This is a genomic window from Ruegeria sp. D1(2025) (assembly GCF_056536425.1).
The window spans coordinates 46,797-64,905 of sequence record NZ_JBQFPO010000001.1 but is presented as its reverse complement, the minus strand read 5'-3'; the positions used below and the strand labels follow the sequence as shown (position 1 = coordinate 64,905).

At 59.5% G+C, this 18,109-nt stretch carries 17 protein-coding genes; 12 read left to right on the top strand and 5 right to left on the bottom strand.

From position 1 onward, the window contains the following. Nucleotides 1–4: 4 nt before the first annotated feature. Nucleotides 5–754: a GntR family transcriptional regulator gene (locus ACR1XU_RS00380; protein WP_170609757.1), complete on the bottom strand. Its 750-nt coding sequence runs from the start codon at nt 752–754 to the stop codon at nt 5–7. Continuing rightward, nucleotides 741–1,616, bottom strand: coding sequence for a glucosamine kinase nucleotide-binding domain-containing protein (locus ACR1XU_RS00375; protein WP_480908662.1), 876 nt, complete (start codon nt 1,614–1,616; stop codon nt 741–743). Before ACR1XU_RS00375 ends, ACR1XU_RS00380 begins: the two co-directional genes overlap by 14 nt. A gap of 167 nt (nt 1,617–1,783) precedes the next feature. Between ACR1XU_RS00375 and ACR1XU_RS00370 the strand changes: the two genes are divergently transcribed. From ACR1XU_RS00370 to ACR1XU_RS00345, 6 genes are all read left to right on the top strand, one after another. Beyond that, entirely contained in the window at nt 1,784–2,671 is an 888-nt protein-coding gene (locus tag ACR1XU_RS00370) for an N-acetylmuramic acid 6-phosphate etherase (RefSeq protein ID WP_480908661.1), read from the top strand. Between the two features lie 24 nt (nt 2,672–2,695). Continuing rightward, nucleotides 2,696–3,949, top strand: coding sequence for an ABC transporter substrate-binding protein (locus ACR1XU_RS00365; RefSeq protein ID WP_480908660.1), 1,254 nt, complete (start codon nt 2,696–2,698; stop codon nt 3,947–3,949). A 71-nt stretch (nt 3,950–4,020) separates the two neighbouring features. After that, nucleotides 4,021–4,935 (top strand): carbohydrate ABC transporter permease, encoded by a 915-nt coding sequence (locus tag ACR1XU_RS00360; protein ID WP_170609749.1) that lies wholly within the window; start codon nt 4,021–4,023, stop codon nt 4,933–4,935. Between the two features lie 10 nt (nt 4,936–4,945). Beyond that, on the top strand, nt 4,946–5,785 hold the full coding sequence (locus tag ACR1XU_RS00355) for a carbohydrate ABC transporter permease (RefSeq protein ID WP_170682055.1): 840 nt from the start codon (nt 4,946–4,948) through the stop codon (nt 5,783–5,785). Next, nucleotides 5,782–6,816 (top strand): Gfo/Idh/MocA family protein, encoded by a 1,035-nt coding sequence (locus tag ACR1XU_RS00350; protein WP_480908659.1) that lies wholly within the window; start codon nt 5,782–5,784, stop codon nt 6,814–6,816. The genes ACR1XU_RS00355 and ACR1XU_RS00350 overlap by 4 nt, the downstream gene beginning before the upstream one ends. After that, nucleotides 6,813–7,808: an ABC transporter ATP-binding protein gene (locus ACR1XU_RS00345; protein ID WP_480908657.1), complete on the top strand. Its 996-nt coding sequence runs from the start codon at nt 6,813–6,815 to the stop codon at nt 7,806–7,808. Before ACR1XU_RS00350 ends, ACR1XU_RS00345 begins: the two co-directional genes overlap by 4 nt. A 150-nt stretch (nt 7,809–7,958) precedes the next feature. Here the strand turns inward: ACR1XU_RS00345 and ACR1XU_RS00340 are convergent, their stop codons facing one another. Both ACR1XU_RS00340 and ACR1XU_RS00335 read right to left on the bottom strand, forming a co-directional pair. Continuing rightward, entirely contained in the window at nt 7,959–8,540 is a 582-nt protein-coding gene (locus tag ACR1XU_RS00340; RefSeq protein ID WP_480908656.1) for a tetratricopeptide repeat protein, read from the bottom strand. A gap of 12 nt (nt 8,541–8,552) precedes the next feature. After that, nucleotides 8,553–9,041, bottom strand: a complete 489-nt coding sequence (locus ACR1XU_RS00335; RefSeq protein WP_170609741.1) for an Lrp/AsnC family transcriptional regulator — start codon at nt 9,039–9,041, stop codon at nt 8,553–8,555. Between the two features lie 102 nt (nt 9,042–9,143). Between ACR1XU_RS00335 and putA the strand changes: the two genes are divergently transcribed. The 3 genes from putA to ACR1XU_RS00320 are packed head-to-tail and all read left to right on the top strand — an operon-like array spanning nt 9,144 to nt 13,699. Further along, nucleotides 9,144–12,545: a bifunctional proline dehydrogenase/L-glutamate gamma-semialdehyde dehydrogenase PutA gene (putA, locus tag ACR1XU_RS00330; RefSeq protein ID WP_480908654.1), complete on the top strand. Its 3,402-nt coding sequence runs from the start codon at nt 9,144–9,146 to the stop codon at nt 12,543–12,545. Nucleotides 12,546–12,587: 42 nt separating this feature from the next. Beyond that, on the top strand, nt 12,588–13,331 hold the full coding sequence (locus ACR1XU_RS00325) for a rhomboid family intramembrane serine protease (RefSeq protein ID WP_480908652.1): 744 nt from the start codon (nt 12,588–12,590) through the stop codon (nt 13,329–13,331). Further along, nucleotides 13,328–13,699 (top strand): GFA family protein, encoded by a 372-nt coding sequence (locus ACR1XU_RS00320; protein WP_480908650.1) that lies wholly within the window; start codon nt 13,328–13,330, stop codon nt 13,697–13,699. The genes ACR1XU_RS00325 and ACR1XU_RS00320 overlap by 4 nt, the downstream gene beginning before the upstream one ends. Here ACR1XU_RS00320 and ACR1XU_RS00315 read toward each other — a convergent pair. Continuing rightward, entirely contained in the window at nt 13,675–14,514 is an 840-nt protein-coding gene (locus ACR1XU_RS00315; protein ID WP_480908648.1) for an IclR family transcriptional regulator, read from the bottom strand. The genes ACR1XU_RS00320 and ACR1XU_RS00315 overlap by 25 nt on opposite strands. Before the next feature lie 199 nt (nt 14,515–14,713). On the opposite strand from ACR1XU_RS00315, the gene bhcA reads away from it, so the two are divergent. Genes bhcA through bhcC form a run of 3 tightly spaced genes read left to right on the top strand, consistent with a single transcriptional unit; the run spans nt 14,714 to nt 18,060 of the window. Then, a complete protein-coding gene (gene bhcA, locus ACR1XU_RS00310; RefSeq protein ID WP_170805254.1) occupies nt 14,714–15,904 on the top strand; it encodes an L-aspartate--glyoxylate aminotransferase BhcA in 1,191 nt (396 codons plus the stop codon). Nucleotides 15,905–15,913: 9 nt separating this feature from the next. After that, the gene (gene bhcB, locus ACR1XU_RS00305) at nt 15,914–16,885 is read left to right on the top strand and encodes a beta-hydroxyaspartate dehydratase BhcB (protein WP_480908646.1); all 972 of its coding nucleotides are present in this window, start codon (nt 15,914–15,916) and stop codon (nt 16,883–16,885) included. An 11-nt stretch (nt 16,886–16,896) separates the two neighbouring features. Continuing rightward, nucleotides 16,897–18,060, top strand: coding sequence for a 3-hydroxy-D-aspartate aldolase BhcC (gene bhcC / locus ACR1XU_RS00300; protein WP_170805253.1), 1,164 nt, complete (start codon nt 16,897–16,899; stop codon nt 18,058–18,060). Nucleotides 18,061–18,109: the final 49 nt, after the last annotated feature.

Genomic DNA, 18,109 nt, shown 5'->3' with positions numbered 1-18,109 from the left:
CGTGTTACAACCGCAATTCGGCTACGAAGTCGTAGGCGTCACCGCGATAGAGGGATCGGGTCAGTTCCGCGACCCGTCCATTTTTCAGAAATGATATGCGTTCTATGTTCAGCCCTGCCGCCCCTTCGGGAACAGCCAGCAAATCCGCTTCGCGCGCCGCCAGGTTAAGGGCTGAAATCTTCTGCACCGCACGAACCGGGCGATGCCCCAGATCGTCGAGCACTTCATACAGGGATGTGGTCACCTCGATCGGGTTGGGCAGGATGTCCAGCGGCAAGGCTGCCCGTTCCAACGCCAGCGGTCGGCCATCGGCCTCGCGCAGGCGATAGATACGGGAAATCTGCTCGCCCTCGGACAGGTTCAGGGCGTTCACTTCCTCGGCAGACGGCTCGAACACTCCGCGCTCAAGCCATTTCGAGGTGGTTTGCATGCCCCGGCTGGCCATGTCCTCGGTGAAGGATGTCAGGTGCGTCAGCGACTGCTCGACACGCGGCAATCGCTGACGGATGAACGAGCCCGAGCCCTGCCTTTGCTCGATGACGCCCTCTTGCACCAGCTCCTGAATGGCCTTTCGGATGGTCACGCGCGAAAGATCTGTTATTTCAACCAGTTCCCGCTCGGAAGGCAGCGAAGAGCCCGGCGGCAGCACGCCCGTATCGACACCTTCCTGCAATCTGCGTCGCAGTTGCACATAACGGGGACCGTTGTCGCGGCCCAGCCACGCGTCGGGGCGCAGGAAATCAGTGATACTCATGCTGAACCTCCCTCGCCAGTTCCAGCGCCCCTGCCAAAGGCTCTCCCAATGGCGGGCGAATGCAGGATTGCATTTCCGGCGGCAGATAGTCGGCATAGTGCTTTGCAATACCGCCGGTCAGGCAAATCGTGACGCCGCTTTGCCAGCCCAATTGACCAGCGGTTTCCACGACATAATCCGCCCCTGCCCGCATGATCCGCACGGCGACGACGTCGCCGTTTCCGGCAGCTTTCGTGACCTGGGGCGCGAGTTCGCCGAACTGAAAAGGTGTGGCCCTGCCGGCAAACTGCACGATACCGGGCGCGCCCCCAAGATCGGACAACAGGCTTCGCGTCAGGTCGGACCGGGGATGAACGCCATCAAGTGCGCTCAGCGTTCGGGACAATGCTTGCCGGCCAACCCATTGCGCCGATGCCTCGTCACCAAGAACGGGGCCCCAGCCACCTGCGAACCGCATGACGCGGTTTCGCTGCGACGCCAGGAACGAACCGGTTCCGCAGTGGACCACGACGCCATCCTGCGCGCCCAGCGCACCCCGAACCGCAGCAGGCCTGTCGTCTTCGACACGCGCGCAGGCAAACCCCACCGCATCTCTAAGTCTTTGCGCCAAAGTGGCATCTGTCACACCGGCGAGGCCGACAAACGCAGGCAGGCCGATCAACGAACGGGGATCAACGCCAAGCTTTCCCGCCAACGCGTCAAGCCCGGCCCGAATCTGACCCACGGCACCATAAAAATCCGTCGAAACATTCGCAGAGCCAGCTTCAACCTGACAGACACTTCCCGCAATGGCACAGGCAACGCGGCATCGCGTTCCACCGCCATCCACGGCCAAAACAGCATCTGCAAGGGACTCAGTCATGACAATACCATTATAATACCTTTAAGCAATTTGAAAGACTGAAATAGACCAGAACCAACAAAAACCCGCCAATTGCCCCAGCAATCACTAAGAAATCATGAAGAAAATAAAGTGTTGGACAATTGGTATTAAATAGGTATTGTAAACCGATCAACAGGGGGAATCCTTTGACGCTGCCATCAACAGAACAAGTGCACAGCGCTGCCGCCAGCCTGGATTCGGGCAACCTTTCCGCCTCGGCATTGCTGCTGGCCGAGGGCCAGATAGCAGCAGCGCAATCCGTGCGTGACGCGGCCGACGCGATCGCAAAGGGTGCGCACGCAATGGCAAGGACGATTCAAGCAGGAGGAATTCTGCATTACACCGCCGCCGGATCTTCCGGCCTGATGGCCGCAGCAGACGCGCAGGAACTGGGCGGAACCTTTTCGATACCGTCTGACCAACTGCGCATTCATATGGCCGGTGGCCTTCCGACCGGGGTGGAAATGCCCGGTGATGCCGAAGATCTGCAGGACGGTCTTGACCTGGCCTTCAGCGCGTTAGGCAAGCGTGACACGGTCATCGCGGTCTCAGCCAGCGGCTCAACCGCCTATACGGTGGCAGCCATCGAGATTGCCCGCGCGCGCGGCGCCTGCGTGATCGGTATTGCCAACAATGCCGGCGGCCCACTTTTGCAGAAGGCCGACATTCCGATCCTGCTGGCAACACCGCCCGAACTGGTTTCGGGTTCGACCCGCATGGGGGCCGGAACCGCGCAGAAGATCGCCCTGAACATGCTGTCCACGCTGATGGCGCTGGAACTGGGGCATGTTCACGACGGCATGATGGTCAACTTGCACGCCGACAATGACAAGCTGCGCGCCCGGGCCACCGGCATCGTTTGCCGCATCGCCCGCGTCCACAGCGAAACGGCCAACCGGGCGCTGGCGATTGCAAAAGGCGAAGTAAAACCCGCCATTCTGATCGCGGCGCTTGACCTGACCTTACTCGAAGCAACCGCGCGACTGCGCAATGCAAATGGAAACCTGAGCGCCGCACTGGCGCAGGACACATGACTGCTAACCAACTGGGAGAGAGAAATGACATATAGAAGTCTGAAACTGGCCTTGCTCGGCTCGACGCTGGCCGCAACAGGCGTCATGGCCGAGGATGTGACGCTGACCATCGAAAGCTGGCGCAATGACGACCTGACTTTGTGGCAAGAGCAGATCATTCCGGCGTTCGAGGCCGCAAACCCGGGCATCAAACTGCAATTCACCCCGTCGGCCCCGGCAGAATACAACGCGGTTCTGAACTCGAAGCTCGATGCGGGTTCGGCCGGAGATCTGATCACCTGCCGTCCTTTCGACGCTTCTCTGGCCCTGTACGAAGCTGGTCACCTGACCGATCTGTCCTCGGTCGAAGCGATGAGCAACTTCTCGGACGTGGCCAAGTCCGCGTGGCAGACGGATGACGGCTCGGCCAGCTTCTGCGTTCCGATGGCGTCGGTGATCCATGGCTTCATCTACAACAAGGATGCGTTTGCCGAACTGGGTATTGAAGTCCCAACCACAGAAGATGAATTCTTTGCCGCGCTCGACAAGATCAAGGAAGACGGCAGCTACATCCCGATGGCGATGGGCACCAACGACCAGTGGGAAGCCGCCACGATGGGCTATAACAACATCGGTCCGAACTATTGGAAAGGCGAAGAAGGTCGACAGGCCCTGATCGCGGGCGAACAGAAACTGACCGATGAGCCGTGGACCGCCCCCTACGCCACTCTGGCACGTTGGAGCCAGTATCTGGGCGACGGGTACGAGGCGCAGACGTACCCTGACAGCCAGAATATCTTCACGCTGGGCCGCGCTGCGATCTACCCTGCCGGTTCGTGGGAGATTGCCGGTTTCAACTCGCAGGCGGATTTCGAAATGGGCGCGTTCAAGCCCCCGGTCCAAAATGCGGGCGATACCTGCTACATCTCGGACCACACCGATATCGGCATTGGCATGAATGCTGCCACCGAGCATCCCGAAGCGGCAGAAACCTTCCTGGCCTGGGTCGCAAGCCCCGAGTTCGCCGAGATTTTCGGCAACGCCGTGCCCGGCTTCTTCCCGCTGTCCAATACTCCGGTTGAACTGCAGGACCCGCTGGCCAAGGAATTCGTCGGCTGGCGCGACGAGTGTGAATCGACCATCCGCTCGACCTATCAAATCCTGTCGCGCGGCACGCCGAACCTTGAAAACGAAACCTGGGGCGCATCGGTTGCCGCAATCAAAGGCACCAGTTCCCCCGAGGAACTGGGCGCTGAACTGCAGCAGGGTCTGTCCTCCTGGTACGCGCCGCACCAGTAAGTCTGGCCTCAACCTTACCCGGGCGGCGATGATCGCCCGGGTATACCCGACACTCCATTGAAAGCAGTCCGATGAACCGCCCCCGCTTCCGCTGGCATATCGTTGTTTTTCTGGCACCCGCCGTGCTGGTTTACACCGCAGTGATGATCTTTCCGCTGTTCAACACGCTGCGTCTGGCGCTTTACACCGAGATCGATCAGAGCCGCGTCTTCGTTGGGTTGCAGAATTTCCAAACGCTGTTTTTCGACCCCATATGGTCTGAACAGTTCTGGAACGCATTGGGCAACAATTTCTGGTTCTTCCTGATCCACATGCTGGTGCAGAACCCCATCGGGATCGCTCTGGCCGCCCTGCTCAGCCACCCGCGCCTGCGATTTGCGGCACTGTACCGGTCGGCAATCTTCATCCCCACGATCCTGAGCTTCGTGATCGTCGGGTTCGCGTGGAAGCTTATCCTGTCACCGATCTGGGGCATCGCGCCGTCCATGTTGGACGCCATCGGCCTCAAGTCTCTTTACGCACCGTGGCTGGGGAAAGAGGAATACGCGTTGACCACGCTGGCGCTGATCTCGGTCTGGCAATTCGTGGGCATCCCGATGATGCTGATCTATGCCGCCCTACTGACCATTCCGGAAGAAATTCTCGAGGCTGGAGAGATCGATGGCATCACCGGTGCCGCCGCATTCTGGAAAATCAAACTGCCGCTGATCCTGCCGTCGATCGGGATTATCTCGATCCTGACCTTCGTAGGCAATTTCAACGCGTTTGACCTGATCTATGCAGCCCAAGGTGCATTGGCTGGCCCCGATTTCTCGACCGACATTCTGGGCACATTCATGTACCGCACCTTCTTCGGCTTCCAATTGCAATTGGGCGATCCGCATATGGGGTCCGCAATAGCCGGTGCGATGTTCGCCATCATCCTCGTCGGTGTCTGCATCTACCTGTTCGGCATCCAGACCCGGATGCGCCGGTATCAACTGTGAGGGCCAAGCGATGAACAAAGCACGTCATAACCCCCTCAATATGTACGCGATGCACGGCGCGCTGATCCTCTACACGTTGATTGCCCTGTTCCCGGTCTTCGTAATCCTGATCAACAGCTTCAAATCCCGCCGCGCCATCTTTCGCGAACCGCTGGCTTTGCCGAATTCGGAAAGCTTTTCGATGATCGGCTATGAGACGGTGATGAAGCAGGGGGATTTCTTCCTTTATTTCCAGAATTCGATGATCGTCACCGTGGCATCGTTGTTCTTTATCCTGCTGTTCGGTGCCATGGCGGCCTATGCGCTGTCCGAATACCAGTTCAAGGGCAACCTGGTGATGGGCCTGTACCTGGCGCTTGGGATCATGATCCCGATCCGCATCGGCACCGTCGCAATCCTTGAGATGATGGTGGCAACAGGGCTGGTGAACAGCCTCTGGGCGCTGATACTGGTCTATACAGCGCAAGGTTTGCCGTTGGCGGTGTTTATCCTGTCCGAGTTCATGCGACAGGTCAGCGATGACCTGAAGAATGCCGGCCGCATCGACGGGCTGTCGGAATACACGATCTTCTTCCGGTTGGTGCTGCCCCTCGTCCGCCCTGCCATGGCAACCGTGGCCGTGTTCAACATGATCCCGATCTGGAACGACCTCTGGTTCCCGCTGATCCTTGCCCCGGCTGAAGAAACCAAAACGCTGACGCTGGGCAGCCAGGTCTTCATCGGCCAGTTCGTCACCGACTGGAACGCTGTTCTGTCGGCGCTGTCCATGGCGATCCTGCCGGTGCTGATCCTGTACGTCATCTTCTCACGCCAGTTGATCCGCGGCATTACATCCGGAGCTGTCAAATGACCCGTGTTCTGATTGCAGGCCTTGGCAATATGGGGCTGAGCCACGCGCTGGCTCACCACCACCATCCCGACGCCCAGATCGTCGGATTGGTGAACCGGTCCGGCCGTGTGGATCACCCCGAGCTTGCCGGTTATCCGGCTTATTCGGACTTCGCAGCGGCGCTGGCCGAAATAAAACCGGATCTGGTGGTGGTCGCCACCTACTCGGACAGTCATGCCGACTACGCCTGCGCGGCGATGGAAGCTGGTGCGCATGTGTTCGTTGAAAAGCCTCTTGCCACCAACGTCGCTGACGCACGGCGCGTGGTTGAAACCGCCACTCGACTGAACCGCAAGCTGGTCGTCGGGTATATCCTGCGCCACCACCCTTCATGGATGCGGCTGATTGCCGAGGCGCGTGATCTGGGCGGGCCTTATGTGTTCCGCCTGAACCTGAACCAGCAATCTTCGGGCGCAGAATGGGAGACGCACAAAGCGTTGATGCAGACCACCTCGCCCATCGTCGATTGCGGCGTGCACTATGTCGACGTGATGTGCCAGATCACCGACGCGCGCCCTGTCCGCGTGCATGGCATGGGCTTGCGCCTGTCCGATGAGATCGCGCCTGACATGTACAACTACGGTCAGTTTCAGGTGATCTTCGACGATGGATCGGTCGGCTGGTACGAAGCGGGCTGGGGCCCGATGATGTCCGAAACCGCGTTCTTTGTGAAAGATATCGTTTCCCCCAAAGGGTCCGTTTCGATCACGGACGGCAACAAGGGCGCTTCCGCCGATATCGATGGCCATACGAAAGTCGGCGGGCTGCTGGTCCACACGCCGGAGGGAGACCGCACAATCGAAATGCCCGATGAACCCGGCCATCAGGAGCTCTGTGACGCCGAACAGGCCTATATGCTGCGCGCCATTGCCGAAGACATCGACCTGACCCGCCATATGACCGACGCCGTACAGTCGCTCGCCATCTGTCTGGCCGCGGATGAAAGCATCCGGACCGGCCAACCCGTTTCCCTTGAGGAGCCCGCACAATGACCGCTCTGACCCTGACCAATGTAAACAAATCATTTGGCAATGTGCATGTCCTGAAAGACATCACGCTTGAAGTTGAAGAAGGTGAATTTGTCGTCTTCGTTGGCCCTTCGGGCTGTGGCAAGTCCACCCTGCTGCGGGTGATTGCGGGGCTTGAGGATGCGTCTTCGGGCGAGATCACCATCGGCGGCCAACAGGTCAATCTGGTGCCGCCCTCGAAACGCGGGATCGCGATGGTGTTCCAGAGCTACGCACTCTACCCGCACCTGAACGTGCGCGGGAACATGACGCTGGCGCTGAGGCAGGAGAAGCAACCCAAGGCGGTGATCGAAGAGCGCGTCGCCAAGGCCAGCCGAATGCTGAACCTTGAGGAATATCTGGACCGCTACCCGTCCGAGCTGTCCGGCGGCCAGAGACAGCGTGTCGCCATCGGGCGGGCCATCGTGCGCGAACCCAAACTGTTCCTGTTTGATGAGCCGCTCTCGAACCTCGACGCCGCCCTGCGGATGAACACGCGGATCGAGATCGCGAACCTGCATCGGGCGCTGGATGCCTCGATGATCTACGTCACGCACGACCAGACCGAAGCGATGACGCTGGCCGACAAGATCGTCGTTCTGCGCGACGGTCGGGTCGAACAGATCGGTACCCCGATGGAATTGTACAATAACCCGGCCAACCAGTTCGTTGCTGGCTTTCTGGGCTCACCCTCGATGAATTTCCTGCCGGAAGATCTGGTCCATGGCGAAGGGCAGAACACCATCGGCATCCGTCCCGAAGACCTGTTCCTGTCCGATGGCGGCCCCTTGGCCGCGCGCGTGAGCCACGTTGAAAAGTTGGGCGGCGATACGAATGTCATTGCAAAAGTGCATGAGCATTCGGTGACAGCCCGGTTGTTCGGCCAACATGCCATTTCGGAAGGCGAAGAACTGCACCTGTCGTTCTCTCCGGAAAAAGCCTATCGGTTTGACAGCGACGGAATGCGCCTGCGGTGACGCGCGGTGCCAACAACGTGTTCGAATAACTGCCGAGTATAGCAATCGGTGCTATTCGCAACGGCCTTGTCCCATACGCATCGAAGAAGGTTGCCGGGGGTATTCATTTTCTTCAAGCCGCCCCGGACATTTTCACTGGATGACCAATTGTCAGATATCCTCGCCCGGGGGTTCCAGCGGTCCGCCCGGCCCGGCCAGATGACGCTCGGCCAGCCACGGATTTAGAACCAGCGCTTCATCAAGCGCTTCACGCGCCTGATCTATTCTGTGTAACCCAAGCAGTGTCAGCGCCCGGCCGCTGATCGCCGCGACATGGTTGGGCGAAAGCTCGATTGCCCGGTCAAGGTCAACCAGGGCCGCCTTGAAATTGGAACGCAGATAATTTGCGAAAGCCCGTTGATTGTAGCCTTCGGCGTAGGAAGGGCAATAATCGATCAACCGATCAAATTCCTGTATCGCGCCTGACAGATCGCGACGTTGGATGCGCGCCATGCCGCGGTCCAGCATGGCTTGCGCATCTTCATCGGGCGCATCCCGCCACAACTCCCACATCAGGCCAGAAATCTCACGCGCGGCCTGTTCGCTGGGCGCCTGTTGAACCTGCGAGATCAGCAGGTCGACGTCTTCGACATGGTCGGGCGCTGGCGGACATTCTTCAGCGTTGGCAACCGTAGCGGCCAGTACGGCAATCAGAGGCAGGGCATGAAGTTTCATCTGCCAAAGATGGTGCATCCCGCGGTTTCGTCAACCGATCCTTTCGATGGCCCCGGACAATCCGGTTTCCTTCACGGCCTCCATCGCGACAAAAGTCGATGTATTCGCCACATGTGGCAGGGACGAGATCTTTTCCGCAAGGACCGCCCGGTATTCAGACATAGACCCTGTGCGGACTTTGAGAAGGTAGTCGAAGTTCGAGGCGATCATATGCGCCTGCTCGATCTCGGCCACCCGACGCACCGCCGCGTTGAACTCGGCCAATGCCTTTTCTCGCGTGTCGGACATGCGTACCTCGACGAACGCGACATGATCCAGTCCAAGGCGGATAGGATCCAGCAGGGCGCGATAGCCCGTGATGATGCCTTCAGCCTCAAGCCGTTTTAGGCGCGCCTGTGTCGGCGATTTCGACAATCCGATCCGCCGCGCCAAGTCCGCGACGGATACCCGTCCGTCCTCTGCCAGAATCGTCAGAATTGACTGATCGAACCGATCAATATCCAAAAAGTCTTTTTGCATCGCACTTACCCGAAAATACGGTCCATTTACCCAAGTATTGCCAAAAATCAGGCGATTGTCCCGAAAATTCGACGGTATACTCATCAAAAGCCCGGAGGAAAGATGTCACACAACCTGCGCTCTGTCATCGACAGCCAAACTTATGCCGACCAGGACACTGTACTGGAACGCCTGACCGAACAGGCAAATCTGACGGTTGCCGACCGAAACGCCATATGCGCGGCGGCGGCGCAACTGGTACGTGATATTCGATCCAGCACATCGCCGGGCATGATGGAGGTGTTTCTGGCCGAATACGGCCTGTCCACGGATGAGGGCATCGCGCTTATGTGTCTGGCCGAAGCCCTGTTGCGCGTTCCGGATGCCGACACGATCGATGCGCTGATCGAAGACAAGATCGCACCGTCGGACTGGGGCAAGCATCTGGGCCACTCCTCGTCCTCGCTGGTCAATGCGTCGACCTGGGCGCTGATGCTGACGGGCAAAGTGCTGGATGAAGACAAGGCCTCGCCCGTGGGTGTGCTGCGCAGTGCAATCAAGCGGCTGGGTGAACCGGTGATCCGAACCGCAGTCGGACGTGCGATGAAAGAAATGGGGCGCCAGTTCGTTCTGGGCGAAACCATTCAGTCGGCCATGTCGCGTGCCAAAGGGATGGAGACGAAGGGCTACACTTATTCCTATGACATGCTTGGCGAAGCCGCCCGGACCGAGGCGGATGCAGCGCGTTATCATCTGTCCTATTCCCGCGCCATCACCGCGATTTCCGATGCCTGCACCCATGACGACATCCGTGCCAACCCCGGCATTTCAGTGAAACTGTCCGCTCTGCATCCGCGCTATGAGCTGGCGCAGGAACAGCGGGTGATGGATGAACTCGTTCCCCGCTTGCGCGCGCTGGCATTGCTGGCCAAAGCCGCGGGGATGGGTTTGAACGTGGACGCGGAAGAAGCAGACCGCCTGTCCTTGTCGCTGCAAGTGATTGAGGCTGTCATGTCTGAACCAGCATTGGCGGGTTGGGACGGCTTCGGCATCGTTGTTCAGGCCTACGGCCCCCGCGCCGCGCTGGTTCTGGATACGCTTTATGAAATGGCCGAACGTCACGACCGCAAACTGATGGTGCGGCTGGTAAAAGGCGCCTATTGGGATACCGAGATCAAGCGGGCTCAGGTCGAGGGCATGAACGGGTTCCCCGTCTTTACTCGCAAAGCCGCAACCGACGTCTCGTACATTGCCAACGCCCGGAAGCTTCTCGGCATGACGGACAGGATTTATCCGCAGTTTGCCACGCATAATGCCCACACCGTCAGTGCGATTCTGCATATGGCGGACGACCAGCCGTACGAGTTCCAGCGCCTGCACGGCATGGGCGAAACCCTGCACCGGATCGTCAAGGACAAAAGCAACACACGCTGCCGTATCTACGCTCCGGTTGGCGCGCATCGCGATCTGTTGGCCTATCTAGTGCGGCGGTTACTGGAGAACGGTGCGAACTCGTCCTTCGTGAACCAGATTGTGGATGAGGACGTTCCCCCGGAAGAAGTTGCAGCCGACCCGTTCGTATCGATTGAACACGCTGTCACGCCGCTGACCACCGGTCCCGATCTATTCCAGCCCGAGCGAAAAAACTCGGTTGGGTTCGACCTGCATCACACGCCCACGCTGGACAGGATCGACGCCGCAAGGGACAGGTTCCGGGCCCATCACTGGTACGCACAGCCCCTGCTGTCCGACAACGCTGCGCCCGAAGCGGATGAGCCGGTTATTAACCCGGCGCAACCGATGGACAGGCCCGGAGCGGTTGCCCCCGCCAGCGCAGACGATGTCGAACTGGCCCTTGCCTCAGCGGCGCCGTGGCAGGCCCCTGCTTCCGAGCGCCGGGAAACCCTGAACAGGGCTGCAGATCTTTATGAACAAAACTTCGGGGAACTGTTTGCCCTTCTGGCGCGGGAAGCCGGTAAGACCCTGCCCGACGCGGTAGCCGAGCTGCGCGAAGCTGTCGATTTCCTGCGCTATTATGCGGCCAACATTCCCGATGCCAAACCGGCCGGAACCTTTACCTGCATCAGTCCGTGGAATTTTCCGCTGGCGATTTTCTCGGGTCAGATTTCGGCGGCGCTGGCGACCGGCAACGCCGTTCTGGCCAAGCCTGCACCGCAAACACCGCTGATCGCCCATCGGGCCGTGCAATTGCTGCACGAGGCCGGTGTGCCCCGCGATGCCCTGCAATTGCTGCCGGGTGGGCCGTCGGTTGGCACAGCTCTCACCTCTGACCCGCGGGTATCCGGAGTGGCCTTTACCGGCTCGACTGCGACGGCACTGAAAATCCGCGCCGCCATGGCAGAAAACCTGCGCCCGGGCACGCCGCTGATTGCGGAAACCGGCGGTTTGAATGCGATGATCGTCGACAGCACCGCGCTTCCGGAACAGGCCGTGCAATCCATCATTGAAAGCGCGTTTCAGTCCGCTGGCCAACGGTGCTCAGCCTTGCGCTGTCTCTATGTGCAGGAAGATATCGCCGACGATCTTCTGAAGATGCTCAAGGGTGCCATGAATGCCCTGCAATTGGACGATCCGTGGCTGATTTCGACTGACAGCGGCCCGGTGATCGATGAAACCGCGCGGCAGGGTATTGCCGACCATGTGGCCCGCGCCCGCGCCGACGGCCGCGTATTGAAAGAAATGCCCCTTCCGCCCGAAGGCACATTTGTTGCTCCGACCCTGATCGAAGTGTCAGGCATCGCCGCACTGGAGCGCGAGATCTTTGGACCCGTTCTGCACGTCGCCCGCTTTAAGGCCGCCGAAATCGACCAGGTGATCGCGGATATCAACGCGACCGGCTATGGCCTGACATTTGGCCTACACACCCGGATTGACGACCGTGTTCAACACGTGACCGAGGCGGTGCATGCCGGAAACATCTACGTCAATCGCAACCAGATCGGCGCGATTGTCGGCTCGCAACCATTTGGAGGAGAAGGGCTATCCGGCACCGGCCCAAAGGCGGGCGGGCCAAACTACATGGCGCGATTCTGCGCGCCGGACAGACAGAAAAGCCCGGGTCAATGGGACTCAATCATGACAACGCTGCCCAAACCAGAAGGACAAGCCGCGCCAACTCGGACACGCTCCTTGCCCGGCCCGACCGGCGAATCCAACCGCCTGAGCGAAACACCCCGCGCGCCCCTGCTGTGCATGGGACCCGGTGAAGACGCCGCTCGGGCACAGGCGGAGGCTGTAAAGGCCCTTGGCGGCACCGCCATCTGCGCAACCGGCAATCTGGACCTGCACCGGATCGAAAACCTGACCGGGATTTCGGGCGTATTGTGGTGGGGTGACGAAGAAACCGCCCGGCAAATCGAACGCCTTCTGGCGCGACGGGACGGTCCGATCCTGCCCCTGATCCCGGGCTTGCCCGACCGCGCCCGCGTGTTGGGAGAGCGCCACGTCTGCGTCGATACAACCGCCGCCGGAGGAAACGCGGCCCTTTTGGGGGGTGCGGCGTAAGCATATCTTGACGCTGGGCCGGGAAAAGCCCAGCGTCGCCCCATGTTTCCGATCCGAGATCATAACCCTTCGGGGCGCGCGCCGTATGTCGTCTATATTCTGATGGCGGCCAATATCCTGATTTTCCTCAGCTATGTCGGCGTTATGGACAACGCGCGACTGATCAACCAGCTTTACTACGACTATGCAGTCATCCCCGCGCACATCACGGACGGGTTCAGCTTTGAAACCCTGGTGACCTCGATGTTCTTGCACGGCGGCTGGATGCATCTGGCGGGGAACATGCTGTTTCTGTGGATCTTCGGCGACAATCTGGAAGACGAGATGGGCCACCTGCCCTTTCTGCTATTCTATGTACTGTCCGGCATCGGAGCAGGCCTGATTCATGTCCTGACCGCGCCAGACTCCATCGTGCCGACCATCGGAGCCTCTGGCGCCATTGCTGGTGTCATGGGCGGTTACCTCTTGCTGTTCCCCAAAGCGCGGGTCGATGTTCTTCTGATCCTGATCATCTATTTCCGCGTCTTCACCATTCCTGCCTTTATCATGCTGGGCATCTGGCTGGGGATGCAGTTTTTGGGTAGCCTGGCCAGCAACCCTGATGAGGGTGGTGTCGCCTACTGGGCGCATACCGGCGGCTTTGTGGTCGGATTGGTGCTGTGCATTCCGGTTTGGCTGCGCCGGGGCGGACCCGGTTTCTGGAACCGGACCCATGGCCACCCGCCTCACCCCGAACACAAGTACAAGCTGACCCAATCCCGCATTCCGAAAGTGCCTCGCAGATGACCAGAATGACAGCCACCTGCCATTGCGGCGCAGGGGAAATCGAGGCCGAGTTTCCTGAAGGCCTGTCCTCGGCCGCCCGTTGTGATTGCTCATTCTGCCTGCGGCGCGGAGCAGCGGCGGTCACTGCGACCACCGAAAGTCTGCGCGTATTAAAGGGTGCTGAGAACCTCAGCCTGTACGCCTGGGGCACGCACACGGCCAAGCATCACTTCTGCAAGACCTGCGGCATCTACGTGTATCACCAGCGCCGGTCCGACCCCGCCGAATGCGGCGTCAATCTGGGTTGTATCGAAGGCGGCAATCCCCGCATGCATGGGCCAATACCATGGAACGACGGCGTCAATCACCCGTCTGACAGATCGGAGTGATCCAGGGGGCGCCCCCCGCTCAGGAACGTGATTTCAGCAGCGGCCTTTGTCACAAGGCCTGCCAGTTCCGGCGCACGTGTTTCGTCAAACCGCACCGACGGGCCAGAGACAGATATTCCCGCACAGGGTTCACCCCGGTCATTGTAGATCGCGGCACCGATGCAGGACATGCCCTCATACCGTTCTTCCCTGTCCAGCGACCAGCCACGCCTGCGCGTTTCGACCAAATCCAGCAACAACTGCGGTTCGGGCACGTGCGTATGCTGGGTAAAGGCGGTCAGTTCCGTGCCGCGGAGGACTTTTTGCAGGGAAGCTTCCTTCATAGCCGCCAGAATGGCTTTGCCTGTTCCTGATGCGTACATAGGTGTTCGCGCCCCGGGCGGAAAGAAAGCGCGGATCGGGTTCGATGTTTCAACCTGCCCGACAAAGACCACCTCGGCGCCATCCGGTACCGCCAGATTGGCCGTTTCCCCACTGTCCTGCATGAGACGGCGCAAAATGGGGCGGCCAATCTCCAAAACACTGTTGCGCCGCAAAAAGGATGCGCCGGTCCGGTAGGCTTCGATCCCGATCATCCATTCCTGCCGTTCATCGTCAAAAGTCACATAGCCGTGCTTTTGCAGGGTCGTCAGAATCCTGTGTGTCGTGGCCGTTGGCACATCGATTTCTCGGGCCAGATCGCTGAGGGCCGCACGTTCGAAACGGGCAACCGCGCTCAGAACACCCAGCGCCCGGTCCAGCGATTGCATGGTCCCGGCCGAACTTTCCTTGAACAGGGATTTTGGTCTGCCGCGTGGTCGTTTTTGATTGTTCATTTCTGTTTCCTGTTCGCAATTTCGCCTGGCCATAGATTGGAAATTTTCAGGCCATATTCCGGCTTACAAATTTGAGAAACTGAAAATCTCATAATTTCAGGGTATTACATATTTAATTGCAAAAATGAAAATATTTTTCAAGAAAATTGCAAGCTGACGCCTGCGCAGTCACAATTCTGACAAAGCGGAGGACTCAGTCATGTCAAACCAGAATCCGGTCTTCATACCCGGCCCGACCAACATCCCCGATCGTCTGCGTCTGGCCATGCATGTTCAGACACAGGATCACCGTGCGCCGGATTTCGTCGAAACCTTTGCCCCCGTGCTGGAGGACACAAAGAAGGTGTTCGGCACCGCCGATGGCAAGATCATCACATTCCCGGCCAGCGGAACCGGAGGGTGGGAAGCGTCGATAACCAACACGCTCAGCCCCGGCGACAAGGTTCTGGTCGCGCGCTATGGCGTATTCAGCCACCGCTGGATCGATATGTGCGAGCGGCACGGGCTGGACGTACAGGTCATTGAATGCGCCTGGGGAAGCGGCGCGCCGGCGGATCAGTTCCAAGCCGCCCTTGCTGCAGACACGAACCACGAAATCCGCGCTGTACTGGTCACTCACAACGAAACGGCGACCGGTGTGCGCTCGGACATCGCTGCAGTTCGCAATGCTATGGAGGCGGTCGGCCATCCGGCGCTTTTGATGGTCGATTGCGTCAGCTCGCTTGCCTCGATGCCGTTCGAATTTGATCAATGGGGTGTCGATATCGCCGTGTCGGGCTCGCAAAAGGGGTTCATGCTGGCAACCGGAATGGCGATCCTGTGCGCCAGCCCCAAGGCGCTGGAAGCGATGCAATCCGCGAAACTGCCGCGCACCTTTTTTGACTTCCGCGACATGCTTGCGGCCAACGCATCCGGCGGCTTTCCATATACCCCGCCCCTGCAACTGATCTACGGTATGCGGGAAAGCCTGAGAATGTTGTTCGAAGAAGGGCTCGAAAATGTCTACGCCCGCCATTTCCGCCTGGCCGAGGGCGTTCGCCGGGCCGTGGATGCGTGGGGGCTGAAGCTGGTGGCGCAAAGCCCGGATCTGTTTTCGGATACCGTCAGCGCGGTTTATGTTCCCGATGGGTTCGACAGTAACGCCCTGACCGACCACGCCTTCAACGCCTATGGTGTCTCGTTCGGAGTTGGTCTGGGGCAACTGAACGGCAAGGCGTTCCGTATCGGGCATCTGGGATCGCTGACCGACGTTATGGTTCTGTCTGGCCTCGCCACGATCGAGATGGCCATGGCCGATCTGAACTACCCCATCAAACTGGGCAGCGGTGTTGCCGCGGCACAGGATTACTATCGCAGTGGTCCGTCCGGCCATGCTCAGGCTGCAGCGTAGGAGGCGAAGATGCTGGATCAAGTCACCGCAGCCGATCTGACCATCGCCGACATGCGCGCGGCGCATGAGCGGATCAAACCCCATATCCGCCGCACCCCGGTCATGCGTTCGGAATATCTGGATGACCTCACCGGTGCACAGTTGTACTTCAAATGCGAGAACTTTCAGGAAGCCGGCGCCTTCAAGGTGCGCGGTGCGTGCAACGCCGTCTTCGGGCTGAGCGAAGAGAAGTCCGCCAAGGGCGTCTGCACGCATTCCAGTGGCAACCACGCCCTGTCCCTGTCCTACGCGGCAGGCCGGCGAGGCATTCCGTGCAACGTGGTCATGCCCCGCACTGCACCGCAGGCCAAAAAGGACGCGGTGCGCCGCTATGGCGGTACGATCACCGAATGCGAGCCGTCGACTTCGTCCCGCGAAGCAACGTTCGCCGAAGTACAGGCCCGAACCGGTGGCGAGTTCGTGCATCCCTATAACGATCCTCGCGTCATTGCGGGTCAAGCGACATGTTCGGCGGAATTGCTGGAACAGACGGATGGCGTGGATGCCGTCATTGCCCCGATCGGCGGTGGCGGCATGGTGTCGGGGACTTGCCTGACCGTCTCCAACCTAGCCCCGGAAACTGCGATTTACGCGGCTGAACCGGAACAGGCGGATGACGCATATCGTTCATTCAAAGCGGGTCGGATCATTGCAGATGACGCGCCCAAGACGGTGGCCGACGGCCTGCTGGTGCCTCTCAAAGAAAACACATGGCATTTCGTTTCAAACCACGTCACCGACATTTTCACCGCGACCGAGGATGAGATCATCAATGCGATGAAACTGACATGGAAGTACCTGCGCGTGGTGATGGAACCTTCGTCGGCGGTGCCGCTGGCGACCATTCTCAAAAACCCCGAAGTGTTCCGGGGCAAACGCGTCGGGGTGATCATTACCGGCGGAAATGTGGATCTGGACAAGCTTCCCTGGCTGGCAGGGTAAGGAGGATGACAATGAACAAACCTTTAAACATGGACGAACTGGAAGTTGGTTTTGACGTCCCCGCCGCCATTGGCATGGATGAAAGCGAAATCCAGACCCCCTGCCTGATCCTGGACCTTGACGCGCTGGAGCGGAACATCCGCAAGATGGGCGACTATGCCAAGGCACACGGGATGCGCCACCGGGTGCATGGCAAGATGCACAAATCGGTGGACGTCGCCAAACTGCAGGAAGAGCTCGGCGGCGCTGTTGGCGTGTGCTGCCAGAAAGTGTCCGAGGCCGAGGTGTTTGCCCGCGGCGGCATCAAGGACATTCTGGTGTCAAATCAGGTGCGCGACCCGGCCAAGATCGACAGGCTGGCGCGACTGCCAAAATATGACGCCCACGTCATCGTCTGTGTGGATGACATCGACAACGTCGCCGATCTGTCCGCCGCGGCAGTGCGGCACGGAACGGAACTGAGTGTTTTTGTCGAAATCGACTGCGGTGCGGGGCGCTGCGGTGTGACGACAACAGCGGATGTGGTTGCGATTGCGCAAGCCGTTGATGCCGCTGACAACCTTAAGTTTCTGGGCATTCAGGCCTATCAGGGCGCAATGCAGCACATGGACAGTTTTGACGATCGCAAAGCCAAGCTCGATGTTGCAATCGCCATGGTGGCGGATGCGGTGCAGGGGCTGAAGGCCGTCGGACTGGAACCTGAACTGGTTTCGGGCGGTGGCACGGGGTCTTACTACTTCGAATCCAATTCTGGCGTTTACAATGAACTTCAGTGTGGGTCCTACGCCTTCATGGATGCCGACTATGGCCGGATCCTCGACAAGGACGGCAATCGGATCGATCAGGGGGAATGGGAGAACGCGTTCTTCATCCTGACCAGCGTGATGAGCCATGCCAAAGCCGACAAGGCGATCTGCGATGCAGGTCTCAAGGCCCAGTCAGTCGATAGCGGGCTGCCCTTTATCTATGGGCGCGACGATGTGGAATACATCAAATGCTCGGATGAACACGGGGTGATTTCCGATCCCGGCGGAGCGCTGAAGGTGAATGACAAACTGCGGCTGGTGCCTGGCCATTGCGACCCGACGGCCAACGTCCATGACTGGTATGTTGGTGTGCGCGACGGCAAGGTTGAAACGCTGTGGCCGGTTTCTGCCCGTGGCAAAGCCTACTGACCGGTATCCAATCTGACGGACGGGGCAGTTTACAATCTGCCCCGTTTGC

Coding starts and splice junctions, on each gene's coding strand:
- ACR1XU_RS00315 (WP_480908648.1), bottom strand. CDS start 14,514: ATGAACAATCAAAAACGACCACGCGGCAGACCAAAATCCCTGTTCAAG.
- ACR1XU_RS00335 (WP_170609741.1), bottom strand. CDS start 9,041: ATGCAAAAAGACTTTTTGGATATTGATCGGTTCGATCAGTCAATTCTG.
- ACR1XU_RS00350 (WP_480908659.1), top strand. CDS start 5,782: ATGACCCGTGTTCTGATTGCAGGCCTTGGCAATATGGGGCTGAGCCAC.
- ACR1XU_RS00325 (WP_480908652.1), top strand. CDS start 12,588: ATGTTTCCGATCCGAGATCATAACCCTTCGGGGCGCGCGCCGTATGTC.
- bhcC (WP_170805253.1), top strand. CDS start 16,897: ATGAACAAACCTTTAAACATGGACGAACTGGAAGTTGGTTTTGACGTC.
- ACR1XU_RS00360 (WP_170609749.1), top strand. CDS start 4,021: ATGAACCGCCCCCGCTTCCGCTGGCATATCGTTGTTTTTCTGGCACCC.
- ACR1XU_RS00355 (WP_170682055.1), top strand. CDS start 4,946: ATGAACAAAGCACGTCATAACCCCCTCAATATGTACGCGATGCACGGC.
- bhcA (WP_170805254.1), top strand. CDS start 14,714: ATGTCAAACCAGAATCCGGTCTTCATACCCGGCCCGACCAACATCCCC.
- ACR1XU_RS00345 (WP_480908657.1), top strand. CDS start 6,813: ATGACCGCTCTGACCCTGACCAATGTAAACAAATCATTTGGCAATGTG.
- ACR1XU_RS00375 (WP_480908662.1), bottom strand. CDS start 1,616: ATGACTGAGTCCCTTGCAGATGCTGTTTTGGCCGTGGATGGCGGTGGA.
- ACR1XU_RS00365 (WP_480908660.1), top strand. CDS start 2,696: ATGACATATAGAAGTCTGAAACTGGCCTTGCTCGGCTCGACGCTGGCC.
- putA (WP_480908654.1), top strand. CDS start 9,144: ATGTCACACAACCTGCGCTCTGTCATCGACAGCCAAACTTATGCCGAC.
- ACR1XU_RS00340 (WP_480908656.1), bottom strand. CDS start 8,540: ATGCACCATCTTTGGCAGATGAAACTTCATGCCCTGCCTCTGATTGCC.
- bhcB (WP_480908646.1), top strand. CDS start 15,914: ATGCTGGATCAAGTCACCGCAGCCGATCTGACCATCGCCGACATGCGC.
- ACR1XU_RS00380 (WP_170609757.1), bottom strand. CDS start 754: ATGAGTATCACTGATTTCCTGCGCCCCGACGCGTGGCTGGGCCGCGAC.
- ACR1XU_RS00320 (WP_480908650.1), top strand. CDS start 13,328: ATGACCAGAATGACAGCCACCTGCCATTGCGGCGCAGGGGAAATCGAG.